General features: G+C 66.0%; 28 protein-coding genes. 3 read left to right on the top strand and 25 right to left on the bottom strand.

All coding sequences use genetic code 11. The annotated features are described in order from the left end of the window. Nucleotides 1-409: 409 nt before the first annotated feature. A complete protein-coding gene (locus tag ABT118_RS02665; protein ID WP_350644398.1) occupies nt 410-703 on the top strand; it encodes a GntR family transcriptional regulator in 294 nt (97 codons plus the stop codon). Between the two features lie 11 nt (nt 704-714). Here ABT118_RS02665 and ABT118_RS02660 read toward each other — a convergent pair whose 3' ends face one another. From ABT118_RS02660 to ABT118_RS32695, 3 genes are all read right to left on the bottom strand, one after another. Next, nucleotides 715-882 (bottom strand): hypothetical protein, encoded by a 168-nt coding sequence (locus ABT118_RS02660; protein ID WP_350644396.1) that lies wholly within the window; start codon nt 880-882, stop codon nt 715-717. Between the two features lie 735 nt (nt 883-1,617). Beyond that, nucleotides 1,618-2,079 carry an NUDIX domain-containing protein gene (locus ABT118_RS02655; protein ID WP_350644394.1) on the bottom strand — a complete coding sequence of 154 codons (462 nt, stop codon included), beginning with the start codon at nt 2,077-2,079 and terminating at the stop codon, nt 1,618-1,620. Between the two features lie 1,091 nt (nt 2,080-3,170). Next, complete coding sequence (locus ABT118_RS32695) at nt 3,171-3,482, bottom strand: DUF7848 domain-containing protein (RefSeq protein ID WP_502884477.1); 312 nt, start codon at nt 3,480-3,482, stop codon at nt 3,171-3,173. A 632-nt stretch (nt 3,483-4,114) separates the two neighbouring features. On the opposite strand from ABT118_RS32695, the gene ABT118_RS02650 reads away from it, so the two are divergent. Together ABT118_RS02650 and ABT118_RS02645 are read left to right on the top strand one after the other, a co-directional pair. Continuing rightward, a complete protein-coding gene (locus tag ABT118_RS02650) occupies nt 4,115-4,954 on the top strand; it encodes a helix-turn-helix domain-containing protein (RefSeq protein ID WP_350644392.1) in 840 nt (279 codons plus the stop codon). Next, entirely contained in the window at nt 4,944-5,150 is a 207-nt protein-coding gene (locus tag ABT118_RS02645; protein WP_350644390.1) for a DUF397 domain-containing protein, read from the top strand. Before ABT118_RS02650 ends, ABT118_RS02645 begins: the two co-directional genes overlap by 11 nt. Before the next feature lie 55 nt (nt 5,151-5,205). Here the strand turns inward: ABT118_RS02645 and ABT118_RS02640 are convergent, their stop codons facing one another. The 22 genes from ABT118_RS02640 to ABT118_RS02535 all read right to left on the bottom strand — a co-directional run bounded on the left by ABT118_RS02640 (nt 5,206) and on the right by ABT118_RS02535 (nt 24,895). Beyond that, a complete protein-coding gene (locus tag ABT118_RS02640) occupies nt 5,206-5,442 on the bottom strand; it encodes a hypothetical protein (protein WP_350644388.1) in 237 nt (78 codons plus the stop codon). Between the two features lie 20 nt (nt 5,443-5,462). Beyond that, nucleotides 5,463-5,831, bottom strand: a complete 369-nt coding sequence (locus tag ABT118_RS02635) for a hypothetical protein (protein ID WP_350644386.1) — start codon at nt 5,829-5,831, stop codon at nt 5,463-5,465. A gap of 626 nt (nt 5,832-6,457) precedes the next feature. After that, nucleotides 6,458-6,844: a hypothetical protein gene (locus ABT118_RS02630; protein WP_350644385.1), complete on the bottom strand. Its 387-nt coding sequence runs from the start codon at nt 6,842-6,844 to the stop codon at nt 6,458-6,460. A gap of 280 nt (nt 6,845-7,124) precedes the next feature. Further along, nucleotides 7,125-7,316, bottom strand: coding sequence for a hypothetical protein (locus ABT118_RS02625; protein WP_350644383.1), 192 nt, complete (start codon nt 7,314-7,316; stop codon nt 7,125-7,127). Then, nucleotides 7,310-8,122 carry a sigma factor gene (locus ABT118_RS02620; protein WP_350644382.1) on the bottom strand — a complete coding sequence of 271 codons (813 nt, stop codon included), beginning with the start codon at nt 8,120-8,122 and terminating at the stop codon, nt 7,310-7,312. The genes ABT118_RS02625 and ABT118_RS02620 overlap by 7 nt, the downstream gene beginning before the upstream one ends. A 441-nt stretch (nt 8,123-8,563) precedes the next feature. Beyond that, the gene (locus ABT118_RS02615; protein WP_350644381.1) at nt 8,564-10,390 is read right to left on the bottom strand and encodes a DNA polymerase; all 1,827 of its coding nucleotides are present in this window, start codon (nt 10,388-10,390) and stop codon (nt 8,564-8,566) included. 65 nt (nt 10,391-10,455) lie between these two features. Further along, the gene (locus tag ABT118_RS02610) at nt 10,456-12,681 is read right to left on the bottom strand and encodes a phage/plasmid primase, P4 family (RefSeq protein ID WP_350644380.1); all 2,226 of its coding nucleotides are present in this window, start codon (nt 12,679-12,681) and stop codon (nt 10,456-10,458) included. 181 nt (nt 12,682-12,862) lie between these two features. Beyond that, entirely contained in the window at nt 12,863-13,378 is a 516-nt protein-coding gene (locus ABT118_RS02605) for a hypothetical protein (protein WP_350644379.1), read from the bottom strand. A gap of 189 nt (nt 13,379-13,567) precedes the next feature. Beyond that, the gene (locus ABT118_RS02600) at nt 13,568-13,852 is read right to left on the bottom strand and encodes a hypothetical protein (RefSeq protein WP_350644378.1); all 285 of its coding nucleotides are present in this window, start codon (nt 13,850-13,852) and stop codon (nt 13,568-13,570) included. A 530-nt stretch (nt 13,853-14,382) separates the two neighbouring features. After that, nucleotides 14,383-14,919 carry a DNA cytosine methyltransferase gene (locus ABT118_RS02595; protein ID WP_350644377.1) on the bottom strand — a complete coding sequence of 179 codons (537 nt, stop codon included), beginning with the start codon at nt 14,917-14,919 and terminating at the stop codon, nt 14,383-14,385. 46 nt (nt 14,920-14,965) lie between these two features. Continuing rightward, nucleotides 14,966-15,655, bottom strand: a complete 690-nt coding sequence (locus tag ABT118_RS02590; protein WP_350644376.1) for a recombination directionality factor — start codon at nt 15,653-15,655, stop codon at nt 14,966-14,968. 91 nt (nt 15,656-15,746) lie between these two features. Continuing rightward, a complete protein-coding gene (locus ABT118_RS02585; RefSeq protein WP_350644375.1) occupies nt 15,747-16,502 on the bottom strand; it encodes a hypothetical protein in 756 nt (251 codons plus the stop codon). A 209-nt stretch (nt 16,503-16,711) separates the two neighbouring features. Then, complete coding sequence (locus ABT118_RS02580) at nt 16,712-17,290, bottom strand: deoxynucleotide monophosphate kinase family protein (protein WP_350644374.1); 579 nt, start codon at nt 17,288-17,290, stop codon at nt 16,712-16,714. Further along, nucleotides 17,290-17,508, bottom strand: a complete 219-nt coding sequence (locus tag ABT118_RS02575; RefSeq protein WP_350644373.1) for a hypothetical protein — start codon at nt 17,506-17,508, stop codon at nt 17,290-17,292. The genes ABT118_RS02580 and ABT118_RS02575 overlap by 1 nt, the downstream gene beginning before the upstream one ends. A 105-nt stretch (nt 17,509-17,613) precedes the next feature. Beyond that, a complete protein-coding gene (locus ABT118_RS02570) occupies nt 17,614-18,348 on the bottom strand; it encodes a peptidoglycan recognition protein family protein (protein ID WP_350644372.1) in 735 nt (244 codons plus the stop codon). 83 nt (nt 18,349-18,431) lie between these two features. Further along, nucleotides 18,432-18,641: a hypothetical protein gene (locus ABT118_RS02565; protein WP_350644371.1), complete on the bottom strand. Its 210-nt coding sequence runs from the start codon at nt 18,639-18,641 to the stop codon at nt 18,432-18,434. Between the two features lie 19 nt (nt 18,642-18,660). Then, nucleotides 18,661-18,939, bottom strand: coding sequence for a hypothetical protein (locus tag ABT118_RS02560; RefSeq protein ID WP_350644370.1), 279 nt, complete (start codon nt 18,937-18,939; stop codon nt 18,661-18,663). An 11-nt stretch (nt 18,940-18,950) separates the two neighbouring features. Continuing rightward, a complete protein-coding gene (locus ABT118_RS02555) occupies nt 18,951-19,478 on the bottom strand; it encodes a hypothetical protein (RefSeq protein WP_350644369.1) in 528 nt (175 codons plus the stop codon). Then, complete coding sequence (locus ABT118_RS02550) at nt 19,453-20,541, bottom strand: hypothetical protein (RefSeq protein WP_350644368.1); 1,089 nt, start codon at nt 20,539-20,541, stop codon at nt 19,453-19,455. Before ABT118_RS02550 ends, ABT118_RS02555 begins: the two co-directional genes overlap by 26 nt. Before the next feature lie 9 nt (nt 20,542-20,550). Then, nucleotides 20,551-21,660, bottom strand: coding sequence for a hypothetical protein (locus ABT118_RS02545; protein ID WP_350644366.1), 1,110 nt, complete (start codon nt 21,658-21,660; stop codon nt 20,551-20,553). A 10-nt stretch (nt 21,661-21,670) separates the two neighbouring features. Beyond that, nucleotides 21,671-22,498 carry a phage distal tail protein gene (locus tag ABT118_RS02540; protein WP_350644365.1) on the bottom strand — a complete coding sequence of 276 codons (828 nt, stop codon included), beginning with the start codon at nt 22,496-22,498 and terminating at the stop codon, nt 21,671-21,673. 36 nt (nt 22,499-22,534) lie between these two features. Then, a complete protein-coding gene (locus tag ABT118_RS02535) occupies nt 22,535-24,895 on the bottom strand; it encodes a phage tail tape measure protein (RefSeq protein WP_350644364.1) in 2,361 nt (786 codons plus the stop codon). Nucleotides 24,896-25,215 lie beyond the last annotated feature (320 nt).

The following is a 25,215-nucleotide window of genomic DNA, read 5'->3' as shown; positions in this document are numbered from 1 at the left end:
AGGTACTCGCCCCGCCGGAACTCCTGCTCCATCGTGTCGAGGCAGTCTTGCCACGCACTAGCGGAGCGGCGTGCCATCGGACTGCCGTAGGGGTTCTCTCGCACGGCCCACGGGGCGAGTCGCTGCCCCGCGAGGAACACGGACTCCGGCAACGGATCGCCTGCCCGGTGACGGCCCGTCGGGGGCTCGGCGGCGCTCATGAGCCACGCCAGGGCGAACGCGAGGACCAGGCAGCCGGCGAGGCTCCAGGACCAGAGTTCAAAGGTAGAGTCAGGCATGTCGGCAGCTCCTGTATAGCTGTGCGGACGTGAACCCCGGGCCGGGCCTATTCGGCTCGGGGTTCGTTCGTTGGCAACGATAGACCTTTACGTAAGGCAATGTAAGCCAATGTAAAGGGCAAGGGGCCTAGGTGCGCGAGCAGCCGCGCGCCCGATACCGTCTGACCATGGAATTTGGGCCGGATGACGTGATCGACCGCGAGGCACCCGAAGCGCCGTTCGAGCAGCTTGCGGCGATCCTGCGCGCCCGGATCTCGCGGGGCGACTGGCAGCCCCGGCGGCAGATTCCTCCGGCTGAGCAGCTCGGCGAGCAGTACAAGCTCTCTCGGCCGACCGTCCGCCGTGCTGTAGAGGTACTGATCACCGAGGGCCTGCTAGAGATCCGGCACCCTCGGGGGACCTTTGTGACCGAGCACCCGCGCTAGCCCAAGATCACTCAGTAGGGCAGTTCGGGCATGTCCGGGCCGTCGTCCGGGACGGGCGTGTACTGGACCGGCTCTGGCTCTGGCATCTCCCGCTGAACGATCTCGTTCGCCTCTTCGGAGGGGACACCCCGCTCGACAAGATCGGCGTACCGGGCGAGCCGTTCAGCGCTGGTGGTCATGCTTCGCAGCCTAGTGGCCGGGTGGGGCTCAGCCCTGCCGGAGTTCATCAGCAGAACGAGATGAAAAACGGGAAACGGCCCCGTCCTACCGGAGTTCACCAGCGGGACGGGGCCGAGGGGCGCGGGGTGGCAGTGGGTCGTTACATCATTGACAGCCCGCGCCTGGTCGAGATTACCCGCCACTGTCAGCCGTCTAGGACTGGCCACCGTTCACGGGCAGGATGGATCATCCCGTCCGGCCCCCGGGCTACTTCGCCTGGGGCCGCTGGCGTTCCGGCCGGCGTCCCGTGCCGTCGCACGCCTCGCACGCGTGCTTGAGTTCGTCCTTGCTGTTGGCGATCTGCACCGACACGAACCCGGTCCCCTGGCAGACATTGCAGTACATGGCGACTCCTAAGAGACCGTGACGCGGCCAGTGCCACCGCAGGTACTGCACTGGTACCGCAAGCCGTTCTGTGTGGTGTACCCCTGCCCCCCGCACGAGCTGCACGGGATCGTGCCCAGCTCGGCCGGCAACGGTGCGGGTATAAGCGGTACGGCTGTCAGCGTCGGGCGGTCGAGCACGTTCAATGGTGCCATGTTGAGCACTCCTCTGTGTGGGCTTGCCCCGGTTGTTGGGGCGGACGCGGGTGGTTCAGTCCACGTCTTGCACGTGCACGACTGCTGCCCGGGTGGGCGGCTCCATGCCGATGTTCCTGCGCACAGGCGCGTTTACCGAACGGGGCGGGCTCATGGTCACGCGGCGGGGTGGTATCCGCCCGGCTCGCCGAGGAACAACAGCGGCAGGTGCATCCCGGCCTCGCGGGCAGCGAGGGCCTCGCGGATGCGGTCGGCCTGGTACGGCTCGCACCGCTTGTGAAGGTCTGCGGGCTGCATCCAGACCAGTTCCCGAATCTCCTCGGCAGCCTTCGGCGGGATGGACAAGCCGTCGACCTCCTCGGCGGTCAGCGTCCCGCCGTCGATCACGACGTTCAGGCCCTCGGTGGCGCCCGTCGTCGCGTTCGCCTCCATCTGGTCGACGGCGAGGATGCGCGTCAGGGTCCGGGTCAGTCCGGTTTCCTCCAGCAGTTCCCGCGCGGCAGCGTCGGCGATCACCTCATCTTCGTGCGCGCCGCCACCGGGCAAGATCGGCTTGTCCTTGTACGTGGGCTGCACCATGAGCACCGCCCCGGTGTCATCGCGGGTGATCAGCACCACGCACCCGAGGCGGCGCCGGGGTTGCTCAGATCGCTCAATGTCACTGTGTGCCATGGGTGTTACCTCCAACTAGGTATGTCGGACGGGAGTCGTGGATCAGTGCACTACGTGCGTCCCAGGGAACCGGAGGGGCTTTGGAGCTGCCGGAGCTACGTAGTAACTCGCCATGGCCAAGGACACGCAGGCAGCATCCGCTATGTTGCTGAGCAGCAGCCCACTCACCTTCGCCGCCCGGCAGGCATCGCGTAGGGCCTGTTCGAGCAGCGCCGCAGAGCGCTCCCGCTCTCGCGCTGCCACGTAGACCGCCGCGAGAAGTGGATCTAGCGGCTTGGATGTTCGCATTCGGTTCCTTGTCCTGGCGTCGGGCCCCCTGCCCTTGGTCGCCCCCGTCCGTTCTCAACGGTCACCGGGGCAGGGGGGTGTGCTTCCCGCCGGGTCAGTAGTCCAACGGGAATCAAGGGGGTCGCCCCGGCCCAGTCCCAACAACCAGGACCAGGGCGACCTGTGCGCACCGCCGCGCGCACAACTCCGCAGGATGCATCCGGCGGAGTACCGGCCCACACACCGCCTGTCGGGGGGATCAGGCAGCGGGGCCGACCCGTCCGAGTACGCCAGGAAACGGGCGCACAGGGGACGGGAGATCAGGAAGTTAGACGGTGGCGTCGACCCGCACGGAGCCTCGGCGCCGGTTCAGCGCACCAGCCCACGTGTTCAGCTTCGAGCCGAGGTTCAGCCGACGGACGTAGCGCACGTGGTGCCCCCGACAGACCGTGATCTGTTTGCGTTGGGGCGTGGACGGTATCGGGGTCACTTCGGCTTGCGCGCCGCACGGGACACAGAATCCGGCCCGCCACTCGGGCGGTTCCTCGCCGCTCACGTACCGGCCCGCCGTGCCCGTGCCCGTCTGCGGCGCTGCCAACGCTCGGCCCAGTCCGGTCCGCACACGGTGCCGATCACAGCGGCCAGTGAGAGGACCCCCCACACGGACCAGCGGCCAGCGTCAGCGGGGTCGAGCATCACCACGGCCAGCGAGAGACCGGCCAGAGACTGGACCACCAGCACGGCCCCCACAACCAGGCTCAGACGGCTGATCATGAGCCCGTGTCGAGTGGCACCGAGGGCACGCACACGGTGTGGGCGAGGCCCTGCGGCGGGTCGAGGCCGACACTGGGAGTGGCCACCCACGCAACCGCGCTGACGTGTGCGTAGTTCCGGTGGTCGGGGTAGTAACCCAGGTGCCCCAACGCCCACTCCTGCACCGTGTCGTAGTCCCACGTTTCCGCGCTCCTGGCAGTGCACGGCTGCCCGTCGTCCCGGGTACTGGTGCACCGAAGCTGGTACAGCGGGCTCGGCGCGTCGGGGTCAGGGTTCCGGGCCAGGGTCCAAGGCGGTTCGCCCTGCATGCGCGTCAACACGCTTCGCTGCCTTCCTTGTTGAGATCCTGCATGCGCCACCGCGTCAGCTCGGTACACGCCCTCGTGTCGGCGAGCAGCCGTTCCCGGCTAGCGGTCTCGGCCGGCGAGAGGGGCCGTCCGGCGTGCTCCTCGGGCGTCATGAGGGGCGTCACGGCCGGTAGGGGTCTCGACTTCAGCGCGCTGGCAAGCAGGCCGCGAAGGGTGGCCCTGGTCCGGTCGTCGGTCATCCGGCCCGCCACTCAGTGCAGTTGGAGCATGGGCAGGTCGAGCGGATCGCATCGCGGGACAGTCCGGAGTCTCCCGGCAGTACCGATCCGGCCGTCCGGGCCCGCTGGTAGGTAGCGAGCGGTGAACCCGGCCTCGGCGGCGCAGGCTTGGCGGCTTCGGGCGGGGGCTCCAGCCAGCTCGCTGGCATCTGCCTCGCCCTTGGCGGGCGCTTCGGTGGGGGTGACGTGGTGAGCTTCGCGGGCATGGCGGTGCGTCCCTTCGCGCAGAGTCGGGGATGACGGCGGACCACCCGTAACGGGGCGGTTCCTGCCTGTTACCAGGATCGGCATCCGGGCCTAGGATCGGAAGCGTCTTAACTCTGTAGTGAGCCGGACTTTAAGTGAGGATCGAACATGCCTCCGAAGCAACTTGACCCAACGTCATCACCGTTGGCAGCGTTGGCTGTTCATCTGCGCAGGTCAAGGGTGGCGCGCGCACTCACGCAAGTTGAACTAGGCAAGCTGATCCAGTACAGCAGCGTCTACATTTCGACCGTTGAGACTGCCAAACAGCCGCCGAGCTTAAAGTTCGTCTCCCTGGCCGATGCGGCACTGGGCGCACAGGGCACGCTGGAACTCCTGTGGTGGAGCTGGAAGAACGGCGCCCTGATCCCTGGGTTCGCTGACTACACGCCGCGAGAGGCGGAAGCACTAGTGATCCGCCTGGTTGACTTCCGGCTGATCCCCGGCCCACTTCAGACGCTGGAGCACGCCGCCGCCTGGGAAGCAGGGAACGTTCGACGCGGGAGCGCGACACCTACACAAGCCGACGCCCGCGTAGCCACGCTGGCAGCGCGTCAGCGTGGCCTAGAGCGCACTCCCGCACCAGTTGTGCATGCGGTCATCGACGAAAGTTGCTTGTACCGTCCGGTCGGCGGACCGGCCGTGATGGCACGCCAGCTCAAGCATTTGGAGTCGTTGAGCGAGCGTTCAAACGTGATCTTGCAGGTCGCCCCCTACAGCCTGGCTGAAGATCATCCGTTCTCGCATCCCGTGGTCCTGCTGACCATGCCAAACCGGGCAATACTCGGCTACACCGAGACGCTGCAACGGGGATACTTGGAACGAGACTCTGAGACAGTTGCCACATGGGCTGGAGCCTTCGATCGGCTACAGGTCGACGCACTCAGCAAAGGGGCATCACAGGCGATGATCCGTGAAATACGGAAGGACCTTGAACGTCATGCACGTTGACCTATCTGACGCCCAGTGGCGCAAGAGCTCTTACAGCAACGGCAGCGGAGGATGCGTTGAGCCCGCACTGAACTATGCCCAAACGCATGGTGTGGTTCCCGTCCGTGACTCCAAGGACCCAACCGGTCCCGCGCTTATCTTCCCCGCCGAGGCATGGGCCGCCTTCGCGACATGGTCCGCCACGTTCGACGTGTGAGAGCCCGCCCCGAGGCCCCACCACCCGCCGATGGGTAGTGGGGCCTCGGCCGTTGCTACGCCGCCAGGGCGAGCAGCTTGACCACCAGCGCACGTGTGTCGCGCACCGGAGTGAGCAGGACCAGCCCGGCCGGGGTCGGGGTTGCCGGCTCACGGTCGACCAGGTAGACGCCCCACGCTCCAGCCGTCTGCCGGACGTCCATGCCGTACCGCTCGGTGATGCCCGCCCGAGTCAGCGCCGAGGCGAGGCGAATCCTGATCTCGCTCGCCTCGGCCCGGTCGTCCCGGCTCACTATGAAATGCCTTGTCCTGGTCACGCTGCCACCTCCAAAGCGGCCGGGTCGTGCAGTCCGTAGTCACAGGTGGTCCACGGCTGGTCATGCATCCGCCATGTGCCGGTTGCCCGGTCGTGCACCCACTCGACCCCGCCCGCCAGCGCATGCGTCCTGGTCTCTCGGGCGAGCAGACGAAAACCCCTGTACCTGACGACGTGCCGCAGTACGGCAGCGATCACGCCGCCCTGCGTCTCCAGCACGGCGGGCAGATCCTCACAGGCCCGGATCAGAGTGGTATCCAGACCCTCCGGAAGGTTCGGGCAGACCTCCCACGCGCCGCTCCCTTGCTCACAAGGAGTGACAAAAACCGTAGTAGTGACGTACATCTCCTCGCCGTGCGTAACCATCCGCTAACCCTAGTACACAGTTTCGACTCTGAACAGCCCGGATTGAACGTGTTCAGTAAAAGCGTCCTGCCCAAGCGCCCCTTGCCCTGTAGGACGCTGACCAGGCCTAAAGGTTGCACGTTGGACTGACATTTGTGCGAACAATTTTTCGACGGCACCTTGTGACCAAAAACACAAAGTCCCCTGCGCCAGCGAGGCAACGATGTGACGGACAGTCAGTTGCCTGTGCAACGTTTAGACGATTGAAGTTTCCGGCCGCAGGCCGGTTCCATGCCCCGCAGGGGCGGGCCCGTGAGCGAAGCGAACTTGAGGGGCCCGGGGCGACAGCCCCTGCCCGAAGGGCAGCACCGCCCGTGAGCGCAGCGAACTTGGGGGCGGTTTCCCGTCTCGGCCCGGCGCGAAGCGCCATAGGGGGCCGAGTCCGGCCGTAGGCCGTCGACTAGCACGACCGAGCGGGCCGGCTGGTAATCAGCCGACCCGCCCTAGCTGGCCCTACTCCTGGTCATCCGTGCCGTACGCCTCGGCCAGTGCCGCGCTCTCGGACTCCGTCACGAACGGGCAGAGCAGGGGCCTACCGTCGTCCCGAGGACACGCGAAACGTCCGCTGTCGCAGGCGTGGCAGGCACTCATGCCGTCACCCGCCGATGGCACGTGATGCACAGCGGGGTGACGCCCCCGGGCAGAATCACGTAGAAACTGGCCCCCTTGGACTCGCCCGTGCTCTCCTCGTGCTCGGCCGGACCCTCACATGTGCGGTACAGCCCCGAGCGGCGCATCACGAACCAGTCGGCCGACTCCGACTCGGCTCGGTTCAGCCGGTAGACGGACAGGATGTACGTCACGCCTTCGACCAGCTCGGGCCCCAACTTCGGGTCCGCTTCGACGGCTTGGGTGATCATGCGGTCCCGTCCTGCCCCGGGGTCGGCCAGCATCACGGCTACCGACAGTTCGGCGGTGCCGACTGCCCGCAGACTCCGAAGCTCTTTCACGTCAACTCGCCCGGCAACAAACATAGTTACTCCTCATAAGCCCCGGCCTGTATTCGGGGACGGGTACCAGAGAGCCGCGCGGGTGGGAGCCTCGGCGGTCCGGTGCGCGCCGTAGGCGCAGGACTGCCGACCCGTGCCGGTGAACGCGCCGTAGGCGCCCGGCTAAGGGCGGTCCCCGTAAGGGGACTGAGATCCGGTGAACGCGCCGCAGGCGCCCGGATCTCACCCGCAGGGGCCGCTAGGCCCCGAAGGGCGGGCACCCGCACGTGTGGCACCCTGGCACCCGCCCCCGCTAGTAATTCCCTTACTCCCGCTGGCCGTTGCTGCGCCGCCGCGCTGCGCCACGGCCCGCCAGGGTGCGCCCCACCTCGCTGGCCGGACGGACCACGGTCGCCACGCTGCTCCCCTCGGCGTCGCGTAGGTGCATGTCGACCAGGCGGCCCCGCCGGGTGATCGTGACCGTCCCCCCGTCCACGGTGCCGATGACGATCACCACTGCTGCGCTCCGGCGGTGTACAGCTCACGGAAACGTGTCTTCCCCTTGGTCCGGGCCTGCTGGACCTGGTACGGCGTGACGCGCATGTCCGCTGCCAACAGATCGTCGTCGGTGCCCTCGCGGTACTGGTCGACCGGGGACACGCCTTCGGCGGCCTTGAGTACGTGCCGCTGCCGCTCACTCAGCAGGCCGAGCGTGCGGTGGACCTGGTTACGGATGACCTTCCGACGGTGTGTCTCGACATCGCGGGATTCGACCAGGTCCGGGGGTAGCTCGATATCGCGGGCCACAACGTCCCCGAGGGTGACATTTTCTCCGAGGGTAGTGACGTTGAACGGCCGGTCCAATGAGTCAACCCCCATCCAAGACAGCCGGGCGGAATAGGCAAGCTCCGGACTCATCCGGTCATTACGCCGAACCCCCGTGACTGCCAATAGTTCTGCCTTGTAGGGGTCGCCGGCTGCCAGGCATAGCGCATCCTCGAATACCTTCGCGGTATGCGGGTCCACTCCTGGGCGGGTCGCTTCCCGCCGAGCGTCCGCCATGGCGCGGGTAATCTTGCGATCCACGAACGCCATGAATTGCGCAGGACTGTCGCCGTCGAAGTCGGCGATCGCCTGCCAGACTGCTATGCGTCCGGCTTGCGCCAGATCTTCTATCAGGTCGGTGTCGGTATGGCCGCCGGTGGACGCGAGCCGGCGGGCGCGGGCCGTGAGTAGGTCGTCGGTTTCGGCGATTACGGCCGTGATTGCTGCAAGGTCTTTCGCCTTGGCGGCCTGAATTTGGGCATGCGTGAGCTGAGTCAAGGGGCACCGTTCCAAGTGGGATTTGTCGCCCCATGTGGGGCGGGACGGATTCCCGGAACGGAGCTGGAAAAGGGCAGACTTCACCCCTTGCCGGTACTCACGTGGTTTTGGAAATGGGCATGGAAAAGCCCCGTCCCGGGTTAGCAGGACGGGGCTTAGCTATTGCCGTAATCGCTGCGAGGCACTGAATTTAGATTCGAGTGCGCAGAGCGGCAATGCACATAAAGCGGCCAGACATGGGCGAGCCGTGACAAAGGTCCCGAGTCGATACGAGAGCGATAGCCAGGGGCATATTCCGACTACAGCGGGTCAGATCGTTACCAAAATTCGGCCGTTTGGTGACTCAACTTTCCAAATCGTTATGGCGGCCACCAGGCACCAGGGCCCTTGCGCCCCTAGGAAAATGACCCTTCGGGGCTCAGAAAACCGATTGACATCTGCCTAGTACGGTGATCCGTACAGCGACCCCCACGAACGTCCGCCGATCTCGGACTCCGCTTCGATGGGCACGCCCCGCAGGTCCCAGGTCATGCACCGCTCGATTTCCCGGGCGATCTCGGCAGCCTCGCCGGCCGGAGCCGACACGAGGCATTCGTCATGGATCGGCAAGCGCAACATGTCGAGCAGTCCGGCTTCCTCGATATTGATAAGGCTCTGCCCGAGAACGTCGCGCGCCGCACTTTGACACATATAATTTGTTACAGCGTATGTACGGTCCCTATCCAAAGGAAGCCTTCGGCCCGTCGCCGAGATGGACACCATTCCGGTCTCGAAAGCCTCACGCTGCCACCTGCGGGCCGCCTTTTTGATCTCTGGGTAGAGGCGGTCATACGCCCGGATAGCGCGCTGTACGTCCTCGACGGGCACGCCAGACTGACGGGCGATCGTGGCCGCGCCGCCCCCGTAGACCTTTCCGAGACCGGTCGACTTGCTGAGCTTCCTTTGCTTCGGGGTGAAGCCCTCGCCGAACAGAATCGACGCCGTGAAATCGTGCAGATCCTGGCCGTCCCGGATCGCCTCTTTCATCCTGCGCACGTCCGCCAGGGCGGCGAGTACGCGAAGTTCGACCGCCTTGAAATCGGTCGAGATGAATACATGTCCTTCCTCCGCCAGCAGGCACCGGCGGATCATCTGATCCGAGGCCGGAAGCGTCTGGAGAGCGGGCCGCGTAATCGACATGCGCCCCGTTCGAGCCTGTAGGGCATTGATGAACGGGTGGCACCGCCCCTCGGCGTCGACCGTGTCGAGAAACGTGCCGGTATAGGCCGAGCGCCATTTCCCCGCGCGCTTGGATTTGATTACGGCGAGGGCAAGCGCGTTCGGCGTCCGCAGGCCAAGGGGTTCGCCCTGTAGCGACACGTCCGCGAGGGCTGACAAGACCGACTTATCAACTCGCAGGGCACCGCTGGCAGTTGTCTCTGTCAGGGCTTCGCCCATGCCCACCAGGGCCGCCGCTATCTGCGCGGTCGAGTTGACGTTGTCGACCCCGTACCGGCCCGCAAGGGCAGCGAAGTGCTGCGCGTCCTCGGCGAGTTGGCCGTTCAGTGCCTCGGTGTACGGCACGTCTAGGACCATGCCCTTGCGCTGCATGTGGGCACAGATACGGGCTATCTCGTGCTCGTACGGGATGAGGGCGTCCCGTACCTCTAGCCGGGCGAGTTCCCGCCGCAGGACGGTCTCCAGCCGTGCCGTGAAAATGACGTCGAGACCTGCGTAGAGCAAATAGGTTTCGTCCGTCGCCGGAATGCCCGCCCAGCCGGTCTCTTTGGTGAAACCGTGCGAGCGAAAAACAGCGTTGAGCCCTGCCTGAGTGTCCGGGGCCGCCGGGTCCACCCAATAGGCCGTCAGCGGCTTGAGCGCGGTCCCGATGCCCATTTCTTGGGGCTGCCTCGGGTCAATGAGGCTTGCCAGAATGCGAGTGTCGGTGGTGTGCGGTGCGAGGTCTTCGAGCGGAATTCCCGCGTGCCGGTCCAGCACAAGCCAGTCGAAGGCTGCGTTATGAATGAGAATTTGCGGGATTCGCCGCAGGGCGTCACGGGCGTAAGAGGCGAAGTAACCCCCGCGCTCATAGAGCAGGACCCAAGCCGTTCGGGCGTCGCCGAATTGCACCGTGCGAAGACGGTAGCCTGTTGAGAATAGGTCGAGACCGCTGGTCTCTGTATCCACCGCGATAGGTCCACGGTGCCGTACTTCGTAAAGCCACTCCCAGAATTTACGTAGGTCGTCGGTGTCCTCGGGTACATTTACGGTGACGGTCTCGCCGGCCACCTGGTGAAGAATGGTCCGCATAGCCCGAAAGGGGGCTGCCCGCCGCAATGGCAGACAGCCCGATTTCAGGTCGCGAAGATACCTACCCCCTTCGCGTCGGGGCTCTGGTCGGCTCGGCGGATTCCCAGCAGGGCGATTCCCCGTTTCGTGGACTTCCGGACCGCCCCCCTTTCCTCCATGGCGTCGTAGAATGCCCGCCGCGTACCCCGCTCCCGAGCCGGTAGGTTTTCGTCCTCGGCCCATTCCAGGTAGGCCGTGAACGCCTCGTTGCCGTTCATCTGCGCGCTTTCGTCCCGAACCAGGACCCCGGGGAAGAAGCCGGCAAGCTGGTCGCTGGTGGCCCGGTACTCCTGGCTTGCGCTGGACACGTCCGGCGGGTCCTGTAGGCCCTCGGCGTACCACTCTGCGGCCCCGCGTACGGCCCATGCGGCGATCCCCTCGGCCTCCGCCCGGAGCTTCCGCAGCAGATCGGGATCACGCTCGGCCGGAGCGAAGAAGCGCAGAAACGGGAGCATCCGCACACGTCGCCACAGGCCCTCATCTTGGCTTCTGAATTTGGGCCTGTGGTTGGTCGCGAGAAGCAGAAGAAAACTCGGCTTGAACTCGAAGAACTCATGGTGCAGGAACCGTGCCTGTATCACGTCACTGCCGGTCGAGCGCTTGATAACTGCCTCGGACATCGGCTTGCCAGCCTCGCCCTCGGATGCCATAACCAGCCGGGCCCCGCGCAGGGCAGCAAGGTCGTTGGGAATTCCGCCGCCCTTACGCTCCTCGAACGTGCTGAATCCCGTCGTCTTGGTGATCGCCCGAAATACGGCCGTCAGGGTGTCGAGGAAGACGCTTTTGCCGTTCGCTCCCTTCCCCCACAGAATCGCGAAAACCTGTTCCGACGTGTGCCCGGTGATTCCGTAGCCGATGACGCGCCGCAGATACGCGGGCATGTCGGGGCTGCCGGGGAACACTTCGGTGAGGAACCTCTCCCAGCGTGGGCAGGTCGCTTCCGGGTTGTAGTCGATATCGAGTGCGAAAGTGGCTAGGTCGCGCTGGTCGTGCGGCCGGATCGCTCCGGTCCGCAGGTCGACCGTGCCGTTTCGAAACGTCAGCAGATCGGGGTGCGCGTCGAATTCCTCGGGCGTGACATAGACGGACGGGATGGATCGCAGCTCGGTCATCAGCGCGTCAATGCGGGTCGTCATGGTGAAGCCCCGCGCGGGTTGAGTCTGGCCGGCCAGCACCAGGGCGGCGCCCATCCGGTGGATTTCCTGCCGGACCCGTACGTCACTGCGGACCCAAATCCGTCCGTTCCACGTGTGGAATCCCATTCCGGGGGCGTACCGGATTCGGCCCCCGCACCAAGCGACCAGCGCGTGTGCGTTCATCGCGTCGGATTCGCCGAGCTGGCCCACCAGGCGTGCCAGGATCTCGGCCGCCTCGGCACCCTGGTCCCGGCTGACCGTGTCGGCGCCGGTCCGAACCGCCAACTCGGCGTCCCGGCTAGCCACTTGAGCATCCGTGCTGTTCTTTGCCGGACGGGCTGCCTTGACCGCACGGTGCAGCGCTGCCGGGAATCCGGCCGGGTCCGACTCGCGCCAGTCGGTCAAGTCCCCTACAGAAGATGGCAGTTCGAGCACCAGGGCCGTAACGCCGTGCTCGGCCAGGCCCTCGGCAAGACGGGCTGAGAATCCCTGCCCGGCCTGGTCCTGGTCACCCGCGAGGATCACCAGCGAGCCGCGCAGTCCCTCGGCCAGCTCGGCGACCAGCTCGGGACTGCCAGCAAGGGACGCGCCTCGGATCGCTACGGCGTCGTACCCGACAGCAACGGCCGTCAGGGCGTCGCCGGGGCCTTCGCAGAGCAGGACCGTGCCGTAGCCACCCTGCCCGTGCATGACGCCGTAGGGGGCCCACCTGTGCCCCCTCGGGTTCATCAGGCTCACCCATCGGGCGGGGCACTGACCGGACAGGTCCCGCCCCTGTAGGCCCCGGGCAACCCCGTCGAACCCGACCAGGGGGACGGTCAGCCGGGGGTGCGCGCGGTAGCCACGGGAGAGATGCGCGAACGCGTCGGGTGCCTCGCCCTGGTCGCCCTGGTCGTAGCCGAGCCGAAGATCAGCGGCCGTCTCGGTGTCCACCCCGAACCGGTCGGCAAGGTAGTCGAGCGCCGGGCCGGCCAGTGCCGCCGAAGTCCGGTCGACGTACGCGGCGAGAGCGGCCGTGTGTCCCACGGTGACCAGCTCGGGGCGCGCGCTGCTGACCGTGGCACCGGGTCCGGTCACGTCGAACAGGTCCCGCATGCGGAGTCCAGCAGCAGCTGCAACCGCCTCGGGGGTGCAGCCCGTGCGGCAGTGCACCCGAAGCTTGTGATCTTCGCCCCGCCATAGCCGCAGAGACGGAGTTGAGTCGGGGTGTGCGGGGCAGAGCGCCGAGTACCCGCCGTCCTGGTGCTCGGTCACATCGCCGAATCGGGAGAGCAGATCAGCTAGGAACACGATGCGCCCCCCGAATATCGGCGAGCAGATCGGCGAAGTCGGCGAGCGAGATAGTCACGTACCAGCGGTTGGTGTCGGTGCCCCGGGCAGAGTAGACCGCCCCGTACAGCCCTGCCGCGTCGTCCACGGGCATGCCGAGCGTGTCGCGTACGGCCGTCCATGTGCTGATGGGGAAGTGCACCCGCCCGGAACTGGCCCCCGCGCCCCGGCGCTTGTGCACCACGACCCCGAACGGATACCCGGCGTGGCCCGCCTCGGTGACCGCCTGCCGGAGCCACGTCGGTACGGCCGGGCTCTTCACATCCTTGCATTCCAGGATGAACGGGTGGCAGTGAATGTCACCCACGTCTCGGGCGCCCTCTTGTGCGGCCCGGCGGACGTTGTCGGCGCTGGCAGGGTGCAGGAATCGGCCGTCCGGGTCGACCAGGCCGAGATGTCGGTTCAGGTAATCGCGCACCGACGATTCCCATGCGGTGCCGCGCGCCTTGTTCGGGTTACTCATCCTCATCACGCCCCCAAACGGCGACAACGGCGAGGATGATGCAACAGAAGACGATGCCCGACAGTGAGGCAATCAGGAAAAAAGCCAACGGCTCGTTGGTCACGAGAATCACGGTTCCCCCTAGAAATGGAAAGAGCCGGAGAGCATCGTGGGGATACTCTCCGGCTCGGTGCGGGCCGCTAGGGGCGGCTAGTCCTCGTAGATGTCCGCCACACCCGGAATGACAAGGCGGACGTGCTCACTGGAAATCCACTCCCGGCGCAGGCTCTTACGGCGCGTGAATCCGGACTCCGTACCGGTCGGGCGAACCAGCAGCATGGGCCGCAGGCGGCCGTCGACCAATTTGGCCGTGACCTTGTCGACCAGGGCGTCAGCGAGCCTGACACGGTTTCCCTGCCGGGCCGCGTAGACGATCAGGTCTCCCTTGTGAAGTTCCTCGCCCGCATAGTCCGTGATAACGCCGCGCTTACCCATCGGTGTGGTCCCCCTCGTTGTGGTTCATCAGGTGCAGATAGGCCGTGAAAGCCTGCTGAGAAACGGCGCCGTTACCGGCTGCCTTGAGCTGACGGGCCCGGTTAAGGCCCGGAATGTGTGTGATCCACCCGCGCGGAAGGCCCATAAGCCACTCGGCGAAAACAGCCGCAAGCCGCTTACCGCCTCGGGGTCCGAATTCGACCGGGACGGGCGCGGGGCGGCCGGTGATGGTTTCCCACCGATGAACCGCCGGGCCGTAGTCCTGCCACCATTCCCGGGGCGAATGGAACGCCCCCGGCGTCTCCTCGGCAATGTCCGGGTCAACGGGCAGCAGGAACGAGACCTCATCATCGAGATTGGGCCCGTGACCACCCGCACGGCGCTTGTCCGGATGCTGTGCGGCGCCGTTCGATCCGAGATTGGCGGTGGGTGTCTTGAAAAGCTTGTGCGCCCGGTCCTTATCGAATAGGCGGGCGACCGCAGTAACAAGGTCGTCGCCCCCGGCGCCCTCGCGTTCTGCCTTAGCGAAATCAGGCCCGCGCGATGCGTCGCTTGCCGTCGGAGTCGGTAGCAGGAGTAGCGATGCAGAACCACCGATCTCGCACGTGGGCGGCACCAGTTCCGGACGCTCGGAAGCAAGTCCACTTCGCGTCATACCCGATCTCGGCCAGGTCCCCGAGTACGACCGAGAGGCCCCGCGTTCGGATGGCGGATACGTTCTCCAGGAAGACGTACCGTGGTCGTAGAACGCGAACGGATTCCGCGACGTTTTCCCAGATGCCCGAGCGCGCACCACGAATCCCAACCCGCTTCCCTGCGTTAGAAATGTCCTGGCAGGGGAAACCTGCCGTGATGATGTCGACCTGGCCTCGGAGCTTGGACCAGTCGTATTGCGTGATATCCCCGATGTTCGGGGCGTGCGGATACCGGGTGGCGAGGATCAGAGCGGCGTACGGATCGATTTCCGCGACATAGCGCACTCGCTCGCCGGTCAGTGACTCGACCGCGCGGCCGAGCCCGCCGTATCCCGCGCACAGTTCGAGAATCGGAATAGGTCTCTCCCCCAAGAGACAGGGCAGGGGCCCCGCTGACCAGCAGCGGAGCCCCGGCCGGCTAGAACTTCGGGTCCGCCATGGCGTCGTTCCAGCTCTTGAGAACGCGGATTACCGGCTTGCGGTAGGAAACGTCACGGCCCTTCTTCGTGGTGTACTCGACCAGCTCCAGCTCAAGCGAGCACAGGGCCTCGCCGTCAATTCGGTCGAGTGCGTTCTCCACCTCGTGCAGGACCTGCGCCAGCATCCACGAACCGGTCTGGAACCGAAAAAGGCCAAGGTGGTAGTCATCGGCGAGCCGGAAGGAAACCGAGATGGACGGCGACGGGCCCCGCTTGGACTTCGCGGCTGCCTTTCGGTCCTCCATGAGGGCGGGGCAGCGGCAGGGCTTGCCCTTGTCCTCATCCGGCGAAAGGAACTCGACCCCGTCGCAGTGGTGAATAAGGTTCGAGCCGTTCCACAGCTTGAGATCCGAGGTGATCGCGCCGGAACCGGCAAGAATCACCTTGACCTTGTCGACCGAGGTTTCCACCTCGATGAAGTTCTCCGACTGGGAATCGGTCTCGACCGGAGTCCCGCCAAGAAGCTGCGCGATTGCGGCAGCCACATCGGGGTCACCGGTCGACACCCGCCACTCGGAAAGGGCGACGGGCAGGCCGTCAACCGCCTTGCCCGAATGGAAACGCCCCACGGTGTCATCCGAGAAAGTGCCCTTCGGCATCGCGTCCGGGTCGGTCTCGAAAATGCGCATAGCCATATTGGATTCCCCCTGATTTTGGGCATGAAAAAAGGGGCAGCCCATATTGGGCGTACCCCTGCACTTAGGTCCTGCGGGCGCTGTATCAGGCCCGGCGCTGAGTCCCTGTCACCAGCCGGCGGGCGCTCTGCGCGATAGCGCGGCCGATCACTGTCTTACTGATCACGCGGTCCCACTCGAAGACGCGCCGCAGCGTGAGGAACACGCCGAAAACCTCACTGTCGATCCGGACCGGCTTGAATGCCCAGTCCTCGCCGGTGATATGGAGTACGGCGGCGCCGTCGAATTCGGGCATGGGCTCGCTCGTGCCATCGGCGGCGATGATCCGGTCAGCGTTCGCGTACGCCGAGAGCTGGAGTGCGACGTCTGGATACGTCGACTTCGACGTTTTCCAGTCCACGATCAGCAGATGCGGAGTGCCACTGTGGTCGGGAGTCGGCTTGCCGTCCTCGCCGAGCCACACGCGCAGAATGGCGTCGAACGAACCGGCGTACTCGTGCGTGTCGGACCAGGCGATATCCTCGGCCCGCACCAGCTCGGGGCGGACAACGGTAAGGAACTCGGCGAACCCCTTGCGGTAGGGCTCCAGGTCGGGATGGACCCGGTCGATTTCCTCAAGACGGATCATGCGCTCGAACATGTCGTGGGCATCGCTTCCGACCTTGGCCCGAATCTTGGTGTAGCGCAGGTGGGAGTTTCGGACGTAGTCCACGGCGCCGTCCGGGTCGCGCTCGGCGATGCTCGCCACAGCGGCGAGACTGGATACGGCCGTCTCGGCAGCCATGCGGGCCGCCCAATGGACTAGGAACGGCTTGGGGAGCATTCCGACGACGGAAGTCACTCCCGGGTACTTTACGGCGGTCTCGGGGTGCACATAGAAGCGCGACCCGCCCCGCTTGATAGTCCGGACCTGTCCGGGCATGGGTGTCCCCCTCGGGTAGTGGTGAAGGGTGACAGGGGTGGTGGTTAGAGACCAATTTCTAGTTCTCTCTAGGAAACATAGGGAGAAGTGAAAAAAGGGTCCGAACCACCACCCTTGCCACCCGGCTGTCAGCGCCGAACGGCAAGGGCGTCGGCAAGCTGGTGCAGATCGGCGAGCGTCCCGCCGTTGGTGATCGTCACGTCCGCCGGGTAGGCGGATAGCTCCGTCTCTGTGACGTGCTCGCCGGCCGAGCCGCTGAGCTGGTGCCCGGGGCGCTCGACCCGCACCACCAGGGCCCCGCGTTCCCGCAGTGCCTCAACCTCGTTGGTGTGCCGCACGTCGGTGACGACCGTCGGAAGGTTCCACGCCTCGGCGACGTCGACCCGGGCGAGGGCGAGCCGCAACCAGTAGTCCGGGTCGTGCGTTCGCACCGCTTCGCCGAGCCGCTGGAGCGTGCGCCGTACTTCGGTGTGCTCCGCTTTGGCCCTCTCCCACCCGTACCTGCCGACCACATCGGACAGCCGGACGGGCAGGTGGCCATACGCGGTGCGCTCGGCCCCCACGATCGGGTCCAGGTCGAGCGCGGCATCCCGCAACGGGTCGGCGAACGCCACCCTGATGAACGCGAATTGGTGGACCAGCCGGGCCCCGATGGAGTCCTTGCCGGCTCGGGCCCGGCCGAGCAGCGCCACATGGCGGTAGGACATCAGTCCTCGTACGGGCCGACGGCCGCAGGCGGAGTGATGCCCGCCGCGATGGTTTTCGCGTCCTCCCACCGCTGCACCGCCTCGCCGGTACCGAGCACCGCCGCAGCGAGGCCGAGCACCAGGGCGGACGGAAGGGAAGGGACGTAGTGCGCGACCAGGGCCAGCGCGGCGACCAGAACCGCATAGATCCGGGCCGGATGGGTGTAGATGAACTGCATTGAAGCCCCCTAGAAAGTGACTGTGTGTAGAGAAAAAACGGCCCCGCGGGGCGGCCTATAGACGACTGAAACGGACATGTCCGGCTAGGAAGTGCGCACTCTGCGCTACGGCATGAGGCGGGACCAGGTGACCGGGCCCACCACCCCGTCAGAGCTGATCCGCTGGTCCGACTGGAACCGGCGTACGGCCGCCTCGGTGTCACCACCGAACACGCCGTCGGCACCGAACCGGCCGACGCTGTAGCCGCGCCGGGTGAGCACGGACTGCACCACCCGGACGGCCCCGCCGGTCGAGCCACGCCGGATCAGGTAGCCCGGGTACGGGGTAGCCGCGCCGCCACCGGTCGAGCCACCACCCGGGGCGGGCATCCCGGCCTTGACCCAGGCGTACAGGCGGGTACCGGGGCAGGAAGTTGCGAACCCGTCCCGGTGGCCTCGCATTGCCAGCTGGCGACCGGTGCGGGCGCACGCCATGTCGTAGAGCGCACGGGCCGACCGCAGGGCCGCATCGCTCGGGGCCTGGTCGCCGCCGACAGCGATCTGTACGCCGATCGCGCTGCGGTTGTGGTTCGGGCAGTGGGCGCCCTGTAGGTTCCACCCTCGGCCCTCGTAGACCGTGCCGGCCTGGTCGACGACGAAGTGATAGCCGATGCCCGACCACCCGTTGCCCAGGTGCTCGCGCTCGATGGCCTGCGGGACCGCAACTCCCGTGCGGCTGACGGGAGTTCCGCCGTCGTAGTGGATATAGAACTCGGTGCGCTCGGACAGTGGCACGGTCGCCACGTCGTTAGTCCAGGGACGGGCGCCCCACGCGCTGCGGGAGACGATATCGACGCTCATAGTGACCTCTTTCGGGCATAGAAAAGCCCCGCCCGGTAGCGCCCGGACGGGGCTGCGTGTTGTGAACTCGGTTGTGTGGTCGCCTACTTGGCAACCGCCTGCACAATGGCGACCAGGGCGCCGCCTACGCCTGTCAGCGCGGCGACGGGCAGCGCGTAACGCCATGCCTCAAGGGCCCTTAGCCTGCTTTCGTGGTCGTCCAGTTCGGCGCGCACGCCCTCGGCCTGCTGGCCGATGCTGCGGACCTCTGAACGAAGTTCGATGACCTGGTCATAGATCTCTCGCGCGCCCACGCTGACCACGCCGAGCTGATCAGGCGGGGTCTGCGGGTCCGGTGAACGGGACGGGTGCATTCGGGTCGGTCTCCTCTCGGCGGATGGTGACCGCAGCGGAGAGCGGTCGGTAGTCGACCGTCCGGCGGAGTAAGGCGGTTACGGCCGACTCGGCCACGGCCTGTACCTCCTCGCCCGCCCTGCGGTAGGTGTCTGGTGTCGGTGGCCCCGGGTCCTGCCCGGTGGCATAGGCGACGATTGCCCGTACGTCCTCGGCGGGCAGCACGATGGACAGGGTGTACGCCTGTGCGTCTGACACGCTCTCTCCTCTCAGTAGCCGGCCGGGGCGGTCACGGTGGACCAGGTCCCGGCCGTGGTGGCGCCCGGGGCCGTGGTGGTCGACACCCCCGAGGCGAGGCCGAGGCCGAGCGTCAGGGTTGGAGTGCCGACCGACTGCCGGGCCTGTAGCAGCACGCGGCGCCATGTCCCGGTTCGGGTGTGCGGCGGGTCGAGCGTGTGCAGCCACTCGGCGCGCACCCACTGCCCGGTCCCGGCGCCGAGGGCAATCACGGCCGACGTGGTGCGGCCCGAGTCCACGTCGAACAGGCGGAACTCAACTGACCCGGCGCCCGTGACCGTCGCCCAGAAATCCAGGCGGACCACCGGCCGGTTCAGCCCGCCAACGCCGATCTGAGCAACGGCTCTGAACGCCGCGCCGCCGGACCACGGGGTATACGGGGACATGGGCAACGGTTCATCGCGGGCACCCGCACCGGGGTTGCGCTCCAGTGCGTCAAGGCGCCGCCGCAGGTCGGCGAATTCCCCTGCCAGGCTAGGGAGTTGCAGCGCTCCCGACACTGGCGTACACCCCCTCCGGGACCAGGGCCAGCGTGGTCTCCTCGCCAGCATCGGTCAGCTTCACCGAGACGCCGGTGATCTTGTATGTCCTGTCGAGCACCAGGCGGCCGCCGACTCGCGCACGGACCCTGACCAGCTGCCCCGGCTGTACGTCGCCGGGCCCCGGGTAGCTGTCCGGGTAGAGCCGAACTGACGGAATCACAACCGGAGTTGAGCCCTCGGAGATCATCTGCTGCGAGTACCCGGTCAGCACGTCGACCGTGGTCACGTCCTGCCGGGACTGAACGGCCGACAGCCGGGGCATCCGAAGCTCGGCGGGCAAGTTGTACCACCACACCGCGAGTTGGTCGTCAGCCTGGCCCCCGCCCGTCGTCACAGCCTCGGTGACCATGCTCGTACCGTCCACGCTGAAACTCGGGATATCGCAATTCGCGCCGTGCTCCAGCACGAGATCCGTGGGAACCCCCGAGGCCGGAGCGAGCCGGAAGAAATTCGCGACACGGCTGCCGGACCACCCGAAGCCAATTCGGAAATCGAATCCGTTCCGGACCCCTGCCAGGTCCTCGACAGCCTGCCCGAGGGCCTTCCGCTCGTACTTGCGGTAGGTGCGGTCCCGCAGGACTCCGGTTGTGGTCGAGCCGTCCCACATGAGGGCCCGAGGACCCGAGTTCCATGGGTACTGCCCGGTGCCGTCACCGAAATCCTGCACCAGCGCCTTGACAATTTCACCCTGATCCCGCTGCGTGAACGCCGAATCATAGGTGATCAGCCGGCGCCGGTAGTAGGCCCAGAGCCCGGCGCAATTGAGTTCCGCATCCTCGGACTCAAGGTCCACACCGAAGGCGACCAGGGGACCGCCCCACAGGATTTGCTCACCCCGTTGGACGTAGACCAGAGTCCGCCAGGGGGAAAGAGCCGACCAGTCGAATGCCCACAGCGGGATTTTAACCGTGGCCGATCCCGGCCCATTGAGCGCCAGGGAGTAGGAGAGCTCGGAAACGGCCAGCTCTCCCCACAGGGCACCGGTCAGGAACTCGGCGAAGATTACGCGGTACTGTGCCATCCTCGCCCCCTACTCAAGCGGAACAACGGTCATCTGTGAATAGGACTGCCACTCATCGAGATACGCCCAACCGAGCTGGGCATAAAGTGCGTGCCAGACCTTCAAAGGCTTGTTCTTGGGGATCAGGACATGGGCCGTTCCGGCGTGCGGTGTGATCGCTGCGGCAGCCTCGTACTTGCGGAGGGATTCCCAGTAGTTCGCCGTATCGGAGAACGTCATAATGGAGTGCCACCCCTCACGCCCCGGGGCGCCGATTACCCTGATCTGATAATTCAGAATGCCCACCCGATCATAGGTGGCCGCAGGACCGTCGTACCGCAGCACCATGCCGGACATGTCCGCGCCGGGAGCGTCCACGCCCCACCACCCGGTAGAGCCCCGAGACGTCTGCCCCGTCATAAAGGCACGGTTGACCAGGGGCCGCGCGTCGGTTGCCCCCTTGACATACACCCGGTCTTCATCGGCGGCATAGATCAGCCCGCCCTTGTATTGATTGCCGGCCACCGCTGCGACGCTCTGCCCCGGAGCGGTCCGCAGAGGGGTGATCGGGGTCGGATCTCCCTGCCCCGTGGTCGCGTACCGCATGTCCTCGATATCGGCCGCAGAAAGGCTTGTCGCGCCCTTCTTCACTCGGACCCTGGCGAGGACTAGATAGCTGTCATACGGAACGCTCGGAGTGCCCGCACCATCCGTTCCCCGGACTACGTCGACCGCCCACCCCGGGGCGAGATTGCCCGGGGCATAGTTTGCTAGGGCCACTTCGGCGTACGTCGTCGCGTCGGTGTCATCGGAGACACGCGCCACAATCAGGTCATAGCGGTCTGCTGTCGCCGAGGCAGTGGCCAGGTTGAATTGGACACCGGGGCTCGGCAGGTCGATGTAATACGCGTGCCGGAAATCACGGACGCCAGCTTTGGTCAGCGGCACCCATGCCCGGCCACCGGCGACCGCCACACGGGCGGAACTTCCGGCTACCGCCGTGGTCTTGAATCCGTCGCCTGCGAAACCAGGGATCACCCCGATATTCAGCCCTCGGATATCTGCCAGGACCGCCCGGAAGTCGCCGGAGTCGTATTCACCCTTGTGCAGGTAGATCGGCGCTCGGATACCTCCCGCCATATTTCCCCCCTTAGATCCATGCGGAGCGCCAACGCACGTCAGCGCCCCGGTTTTTATCACCGAGCAGATCATCGAATTCGAGCCGTACCGTTCCCGGCGTAAGCGCGAACCATGTGCTTTCGGGTGTCAGTGCGCCGTATCGGGAAGCGCCATTGAGAAGCACGCTTCGCGCCCTGGTGTCGATTGTCAGTACCTCGTTGGTGGGTACGTTGAGTTGCACGGTGATCCGCTCGCCGGTCCGACGGTTGATAACCGTCGGATTCACTGCCGGGCCCGCGATGGTGAAAGTCGGCCACGTGGGCGTATTGCCGTCGACCGTGATGTCTACAGGCGGCGCGATATAGACCGCCCCGGATTTCATCACGCCCCACGGGAACCGCATCGGAAAAATCTTGACCGAGCCCCGAGGGGCCAGCGGCAGGACCCGCGCTGTCGCTTCCTGGTCCGCGTACAGCACCGGATCGGCCGCGTACAGTTCCACGTCAAACCGGACCGCCCCGGCGGCGTAGACCGAGCCGACCGGCGCCGAGCGCTTGCGGACTCGGGCCGTCAGCCGGCCGGACCCGCCAGCGAGGCCGGGCACCGCGAACCTGAGAACCTTGTCCCCTGCGGCGGGCTGGAACGCTGCCAGCACTTCCGCCAGGGTGCCGGGGTCGTCCAACACGGTGAACCCCAAGTGCAGTACCCGGGCCCCGAGATAGTCGGTCCCGGCCGAGGCCCCGTGCCGTTGCAGCAGCGTCCGATCGGACGACCGGACCTCGGGCGAGTCGAGCAGCCCTGACGGTTCGTGCAGCACCACCGAGCCGGGGGCGCCGAGTAGGACACCCCCGTACTCCATGGTCCACGGCTGCCCCGAGTATGAAACGGCAGCCAACTACCCACCCCCTGTTCGTAGTTGCCACGCCAGCTCTCGCCCGATCTCGTACGGGCTGGCGTTGGTGGTCGCGTTGACCGTGATGGACGGTGCCGAGCTGGTCGCCGAGGCACCCGGCAGGGCCAGCACGGGGGCGGGCACCCGCACGGGCGGAATCGTGACCAGGGTCCGCAGTCGGGCCGTGAGATCCGGCTCGGCCTGGTCGACGCCAGCGGCGATACCGGCGGGAATCCAGCGGCCGACCCTCGCCGCCATGACCCGTGACGGGGAATGGATGCCGAGCGCGTCGGCAATCGGACCAGGAATTGAATCCTTGGCCCACCCGATCAGCTTGTCTTTCAGCCAGCCGCCCATGCCGGAAATGCCGTCCCAAATTCCGCGAGCCAGGTCCTTGCCCTTTTCGACCAGCAGGCTTCGGAAATCGCCGACAGCGTCCATGACCCGGACCGCCAGGCCGCCAACCCATGTGATGAACTCGCCGAATTTGGACACCGCCGTTTCGACAAACTCGGCCACCGGTCGAGCGGCGTCACGGAAGGCTGTTGCGAGCCTTCCCATGAATCCGATCCACTCGCCGACCACATCGATAACCAGGCCAATGGCACTGAACAGGCTCTCGAAAATTGGTCCCGCGAGTCGAATGATCACCGGGATCACGACGCCGAGAATGTCGGCGGCGAGCCGTCCGAGCCACGACAGGACCGACGTCACCACAGAGATCAGCGGCTGAGCCTTGTCGACCAGCTCACGGAACTTGTCGCCGACCGTCTCAACAGCCGGCACGACCCTGTCCCGGATGAACTCCGATACCGCCGAGAAGATGGGTTGCAGGTTCTCGGCGATCGCTGAATAGACGCGCATCACAGCGGGCACGATGGTGTCACCCATCACCCGGCCGATTCCGGACAGTACCGGCATGACCGCCGAGGCGACCGCCGAATACATGCCCATAAGCGCGGGCAGCAACTCGCCCGAGACGACCCGCCCGAGGCCCTGCAAAGCAGGGAACAGCGTCCCCCGTGCCAGCGAAACCAGCCGCTCGAAAACCGGCAGCAGATCGTTTCTGGCGTCGCCACCGAGGCCTACCAGCATTTGCCCGAATGCCCCTACCGCCTCGGGTCCGGGGCCCTTGAAGAGGTCGAAGAACGGGCCGACCAGTTGGCGGCCGTACTCAAGCGCAGGGCCGAATACGCCAGTCACGACGGCGCCGCCCTGTTCCAACATCGGGATGACCTTGTCACCCATGAAATTGGTCAGTCCGACTTCAAGGGACCGTTTGAATCCCTCGACTCTGGTTTTCGCGTTGTTGTGCAGCGCGTCGCCCATTGCGTTGGCGGCCCCTGCGGTGTCCCCTAGGGCCGCTATAGCAGTGCTCGGGTCAAGGGCCCAAAGCGCCTGGCCCATGTCCTCGGCTTTGGTTCCGAAAAGGCCCACAGCGGCAGCCGAACGGGCCGCAGGATCGGGAATTGCCTTCAGCCCGTCTATGACCTGTTGCAATCCCTCTCGGGCACCAGGGCCGCCCTTGGCGATTTTGGTGGTCATCTCTTCGGCGTTCAGGCCGATAGCCTCGTACGCCTCGGTGCTGGCTTTAGATCCGTCCGTGGCCCTGATCTGAAATTCCTTCAGGGCGTCGGCGACCACGTCGGTATCACGCGCACCCGCCAGCATGCCTTGAGACATAAGCCCCATGGCGAGAGCGGCCGACAATCCCAAGTCACGGAACTTGGTCGAATACTCATTGAACGTATCGGCCATGTCATCGGCGCGCGGGCCCATCTGCTGCATTCCCCGAGTGAGAATGTCTAGAGCCTCGGTGCCGTCTTTGGCTAGTCCGTTCTTGAGTATCTGACCGACCGCATTTGCAGTCTGCCCCAGGTCGAGCTCGAACGTATCGCTGAGATCCGCTACCCTCCCGGTAATGGACTCGATTTGAGCGTTCGTGGCGTCCGGAGGAAGGATGCCAGCGCGCATCACACCGGATAGTGCCTGTGCAGCGTCCTCGACATTTTCTGTGACGCCGTGCGCATAGAGCTGCCCGGCGGCTTTTCCGTACCGGGCGGCTGCCTCGGGCGTACTGCCTAGGCTCGCTTGGATCTTCCCGTTAATGGCGCCCTGGTCGAGAGCGTCCGAGAAACCTTTTACCAGAACGGCAGCAGCGGCCAGGCCGACCGCCAGGAGACTGCCCTTTAGGACGCCTCCCATTTTGCTGGTGAAGTTCTCGCCGGCTGCCTGCCCGCCGCCCTGCCCGGCCGCCTCGCCAGCCTGCTCCGTAGGGCCTGTGACTTGCTGTTGCAGCTCTCTGGCGAACCCCTGAACTTCAGGGACAATCGACAGATAGCCCATTCCGACCTCGACGGCCATTACTCACCCCCGTCCGTCGGTTGGAATCGCGCCAGGTACGCGGCGACGTCCTGCGGGCTGCGCTTGGTCGAGCCGATCCGGCCAGTTTTGATACCCGGCCTAGGAATGGGTTCCGGGCGCCGACTCGGACTTTTGGCCCCGGCATTTCCGCGCTGCCAATTCGCTTCGTTCAGCCGGTCGTGGACGGCCGCGAGTAGCTGGTTTTCCAGCGTCCACACAGCGTCAGGACCGGCCAGCGAACGGGCCAGGGCGGAATCGGTCGGCAGTCCGGATATCAGTGCCCGCAGGCGGCGCCACGTCAGCCCGGAACCGGGCCGCCA

This window comes from Kitasatospora sp. NPDC002040, from assembly GCF_040296785.1.
Classification (GTDB): domain Bacteria; phylum Actinomycetota; class Actinomycetes; order Streptomycetales; family Streptomycetaceae; genus Kitasatospora.
Note: the sequence above shows the minus strand (reverse complement) of the source record. Positions and strands in the feature narration are given on the sequence as shown.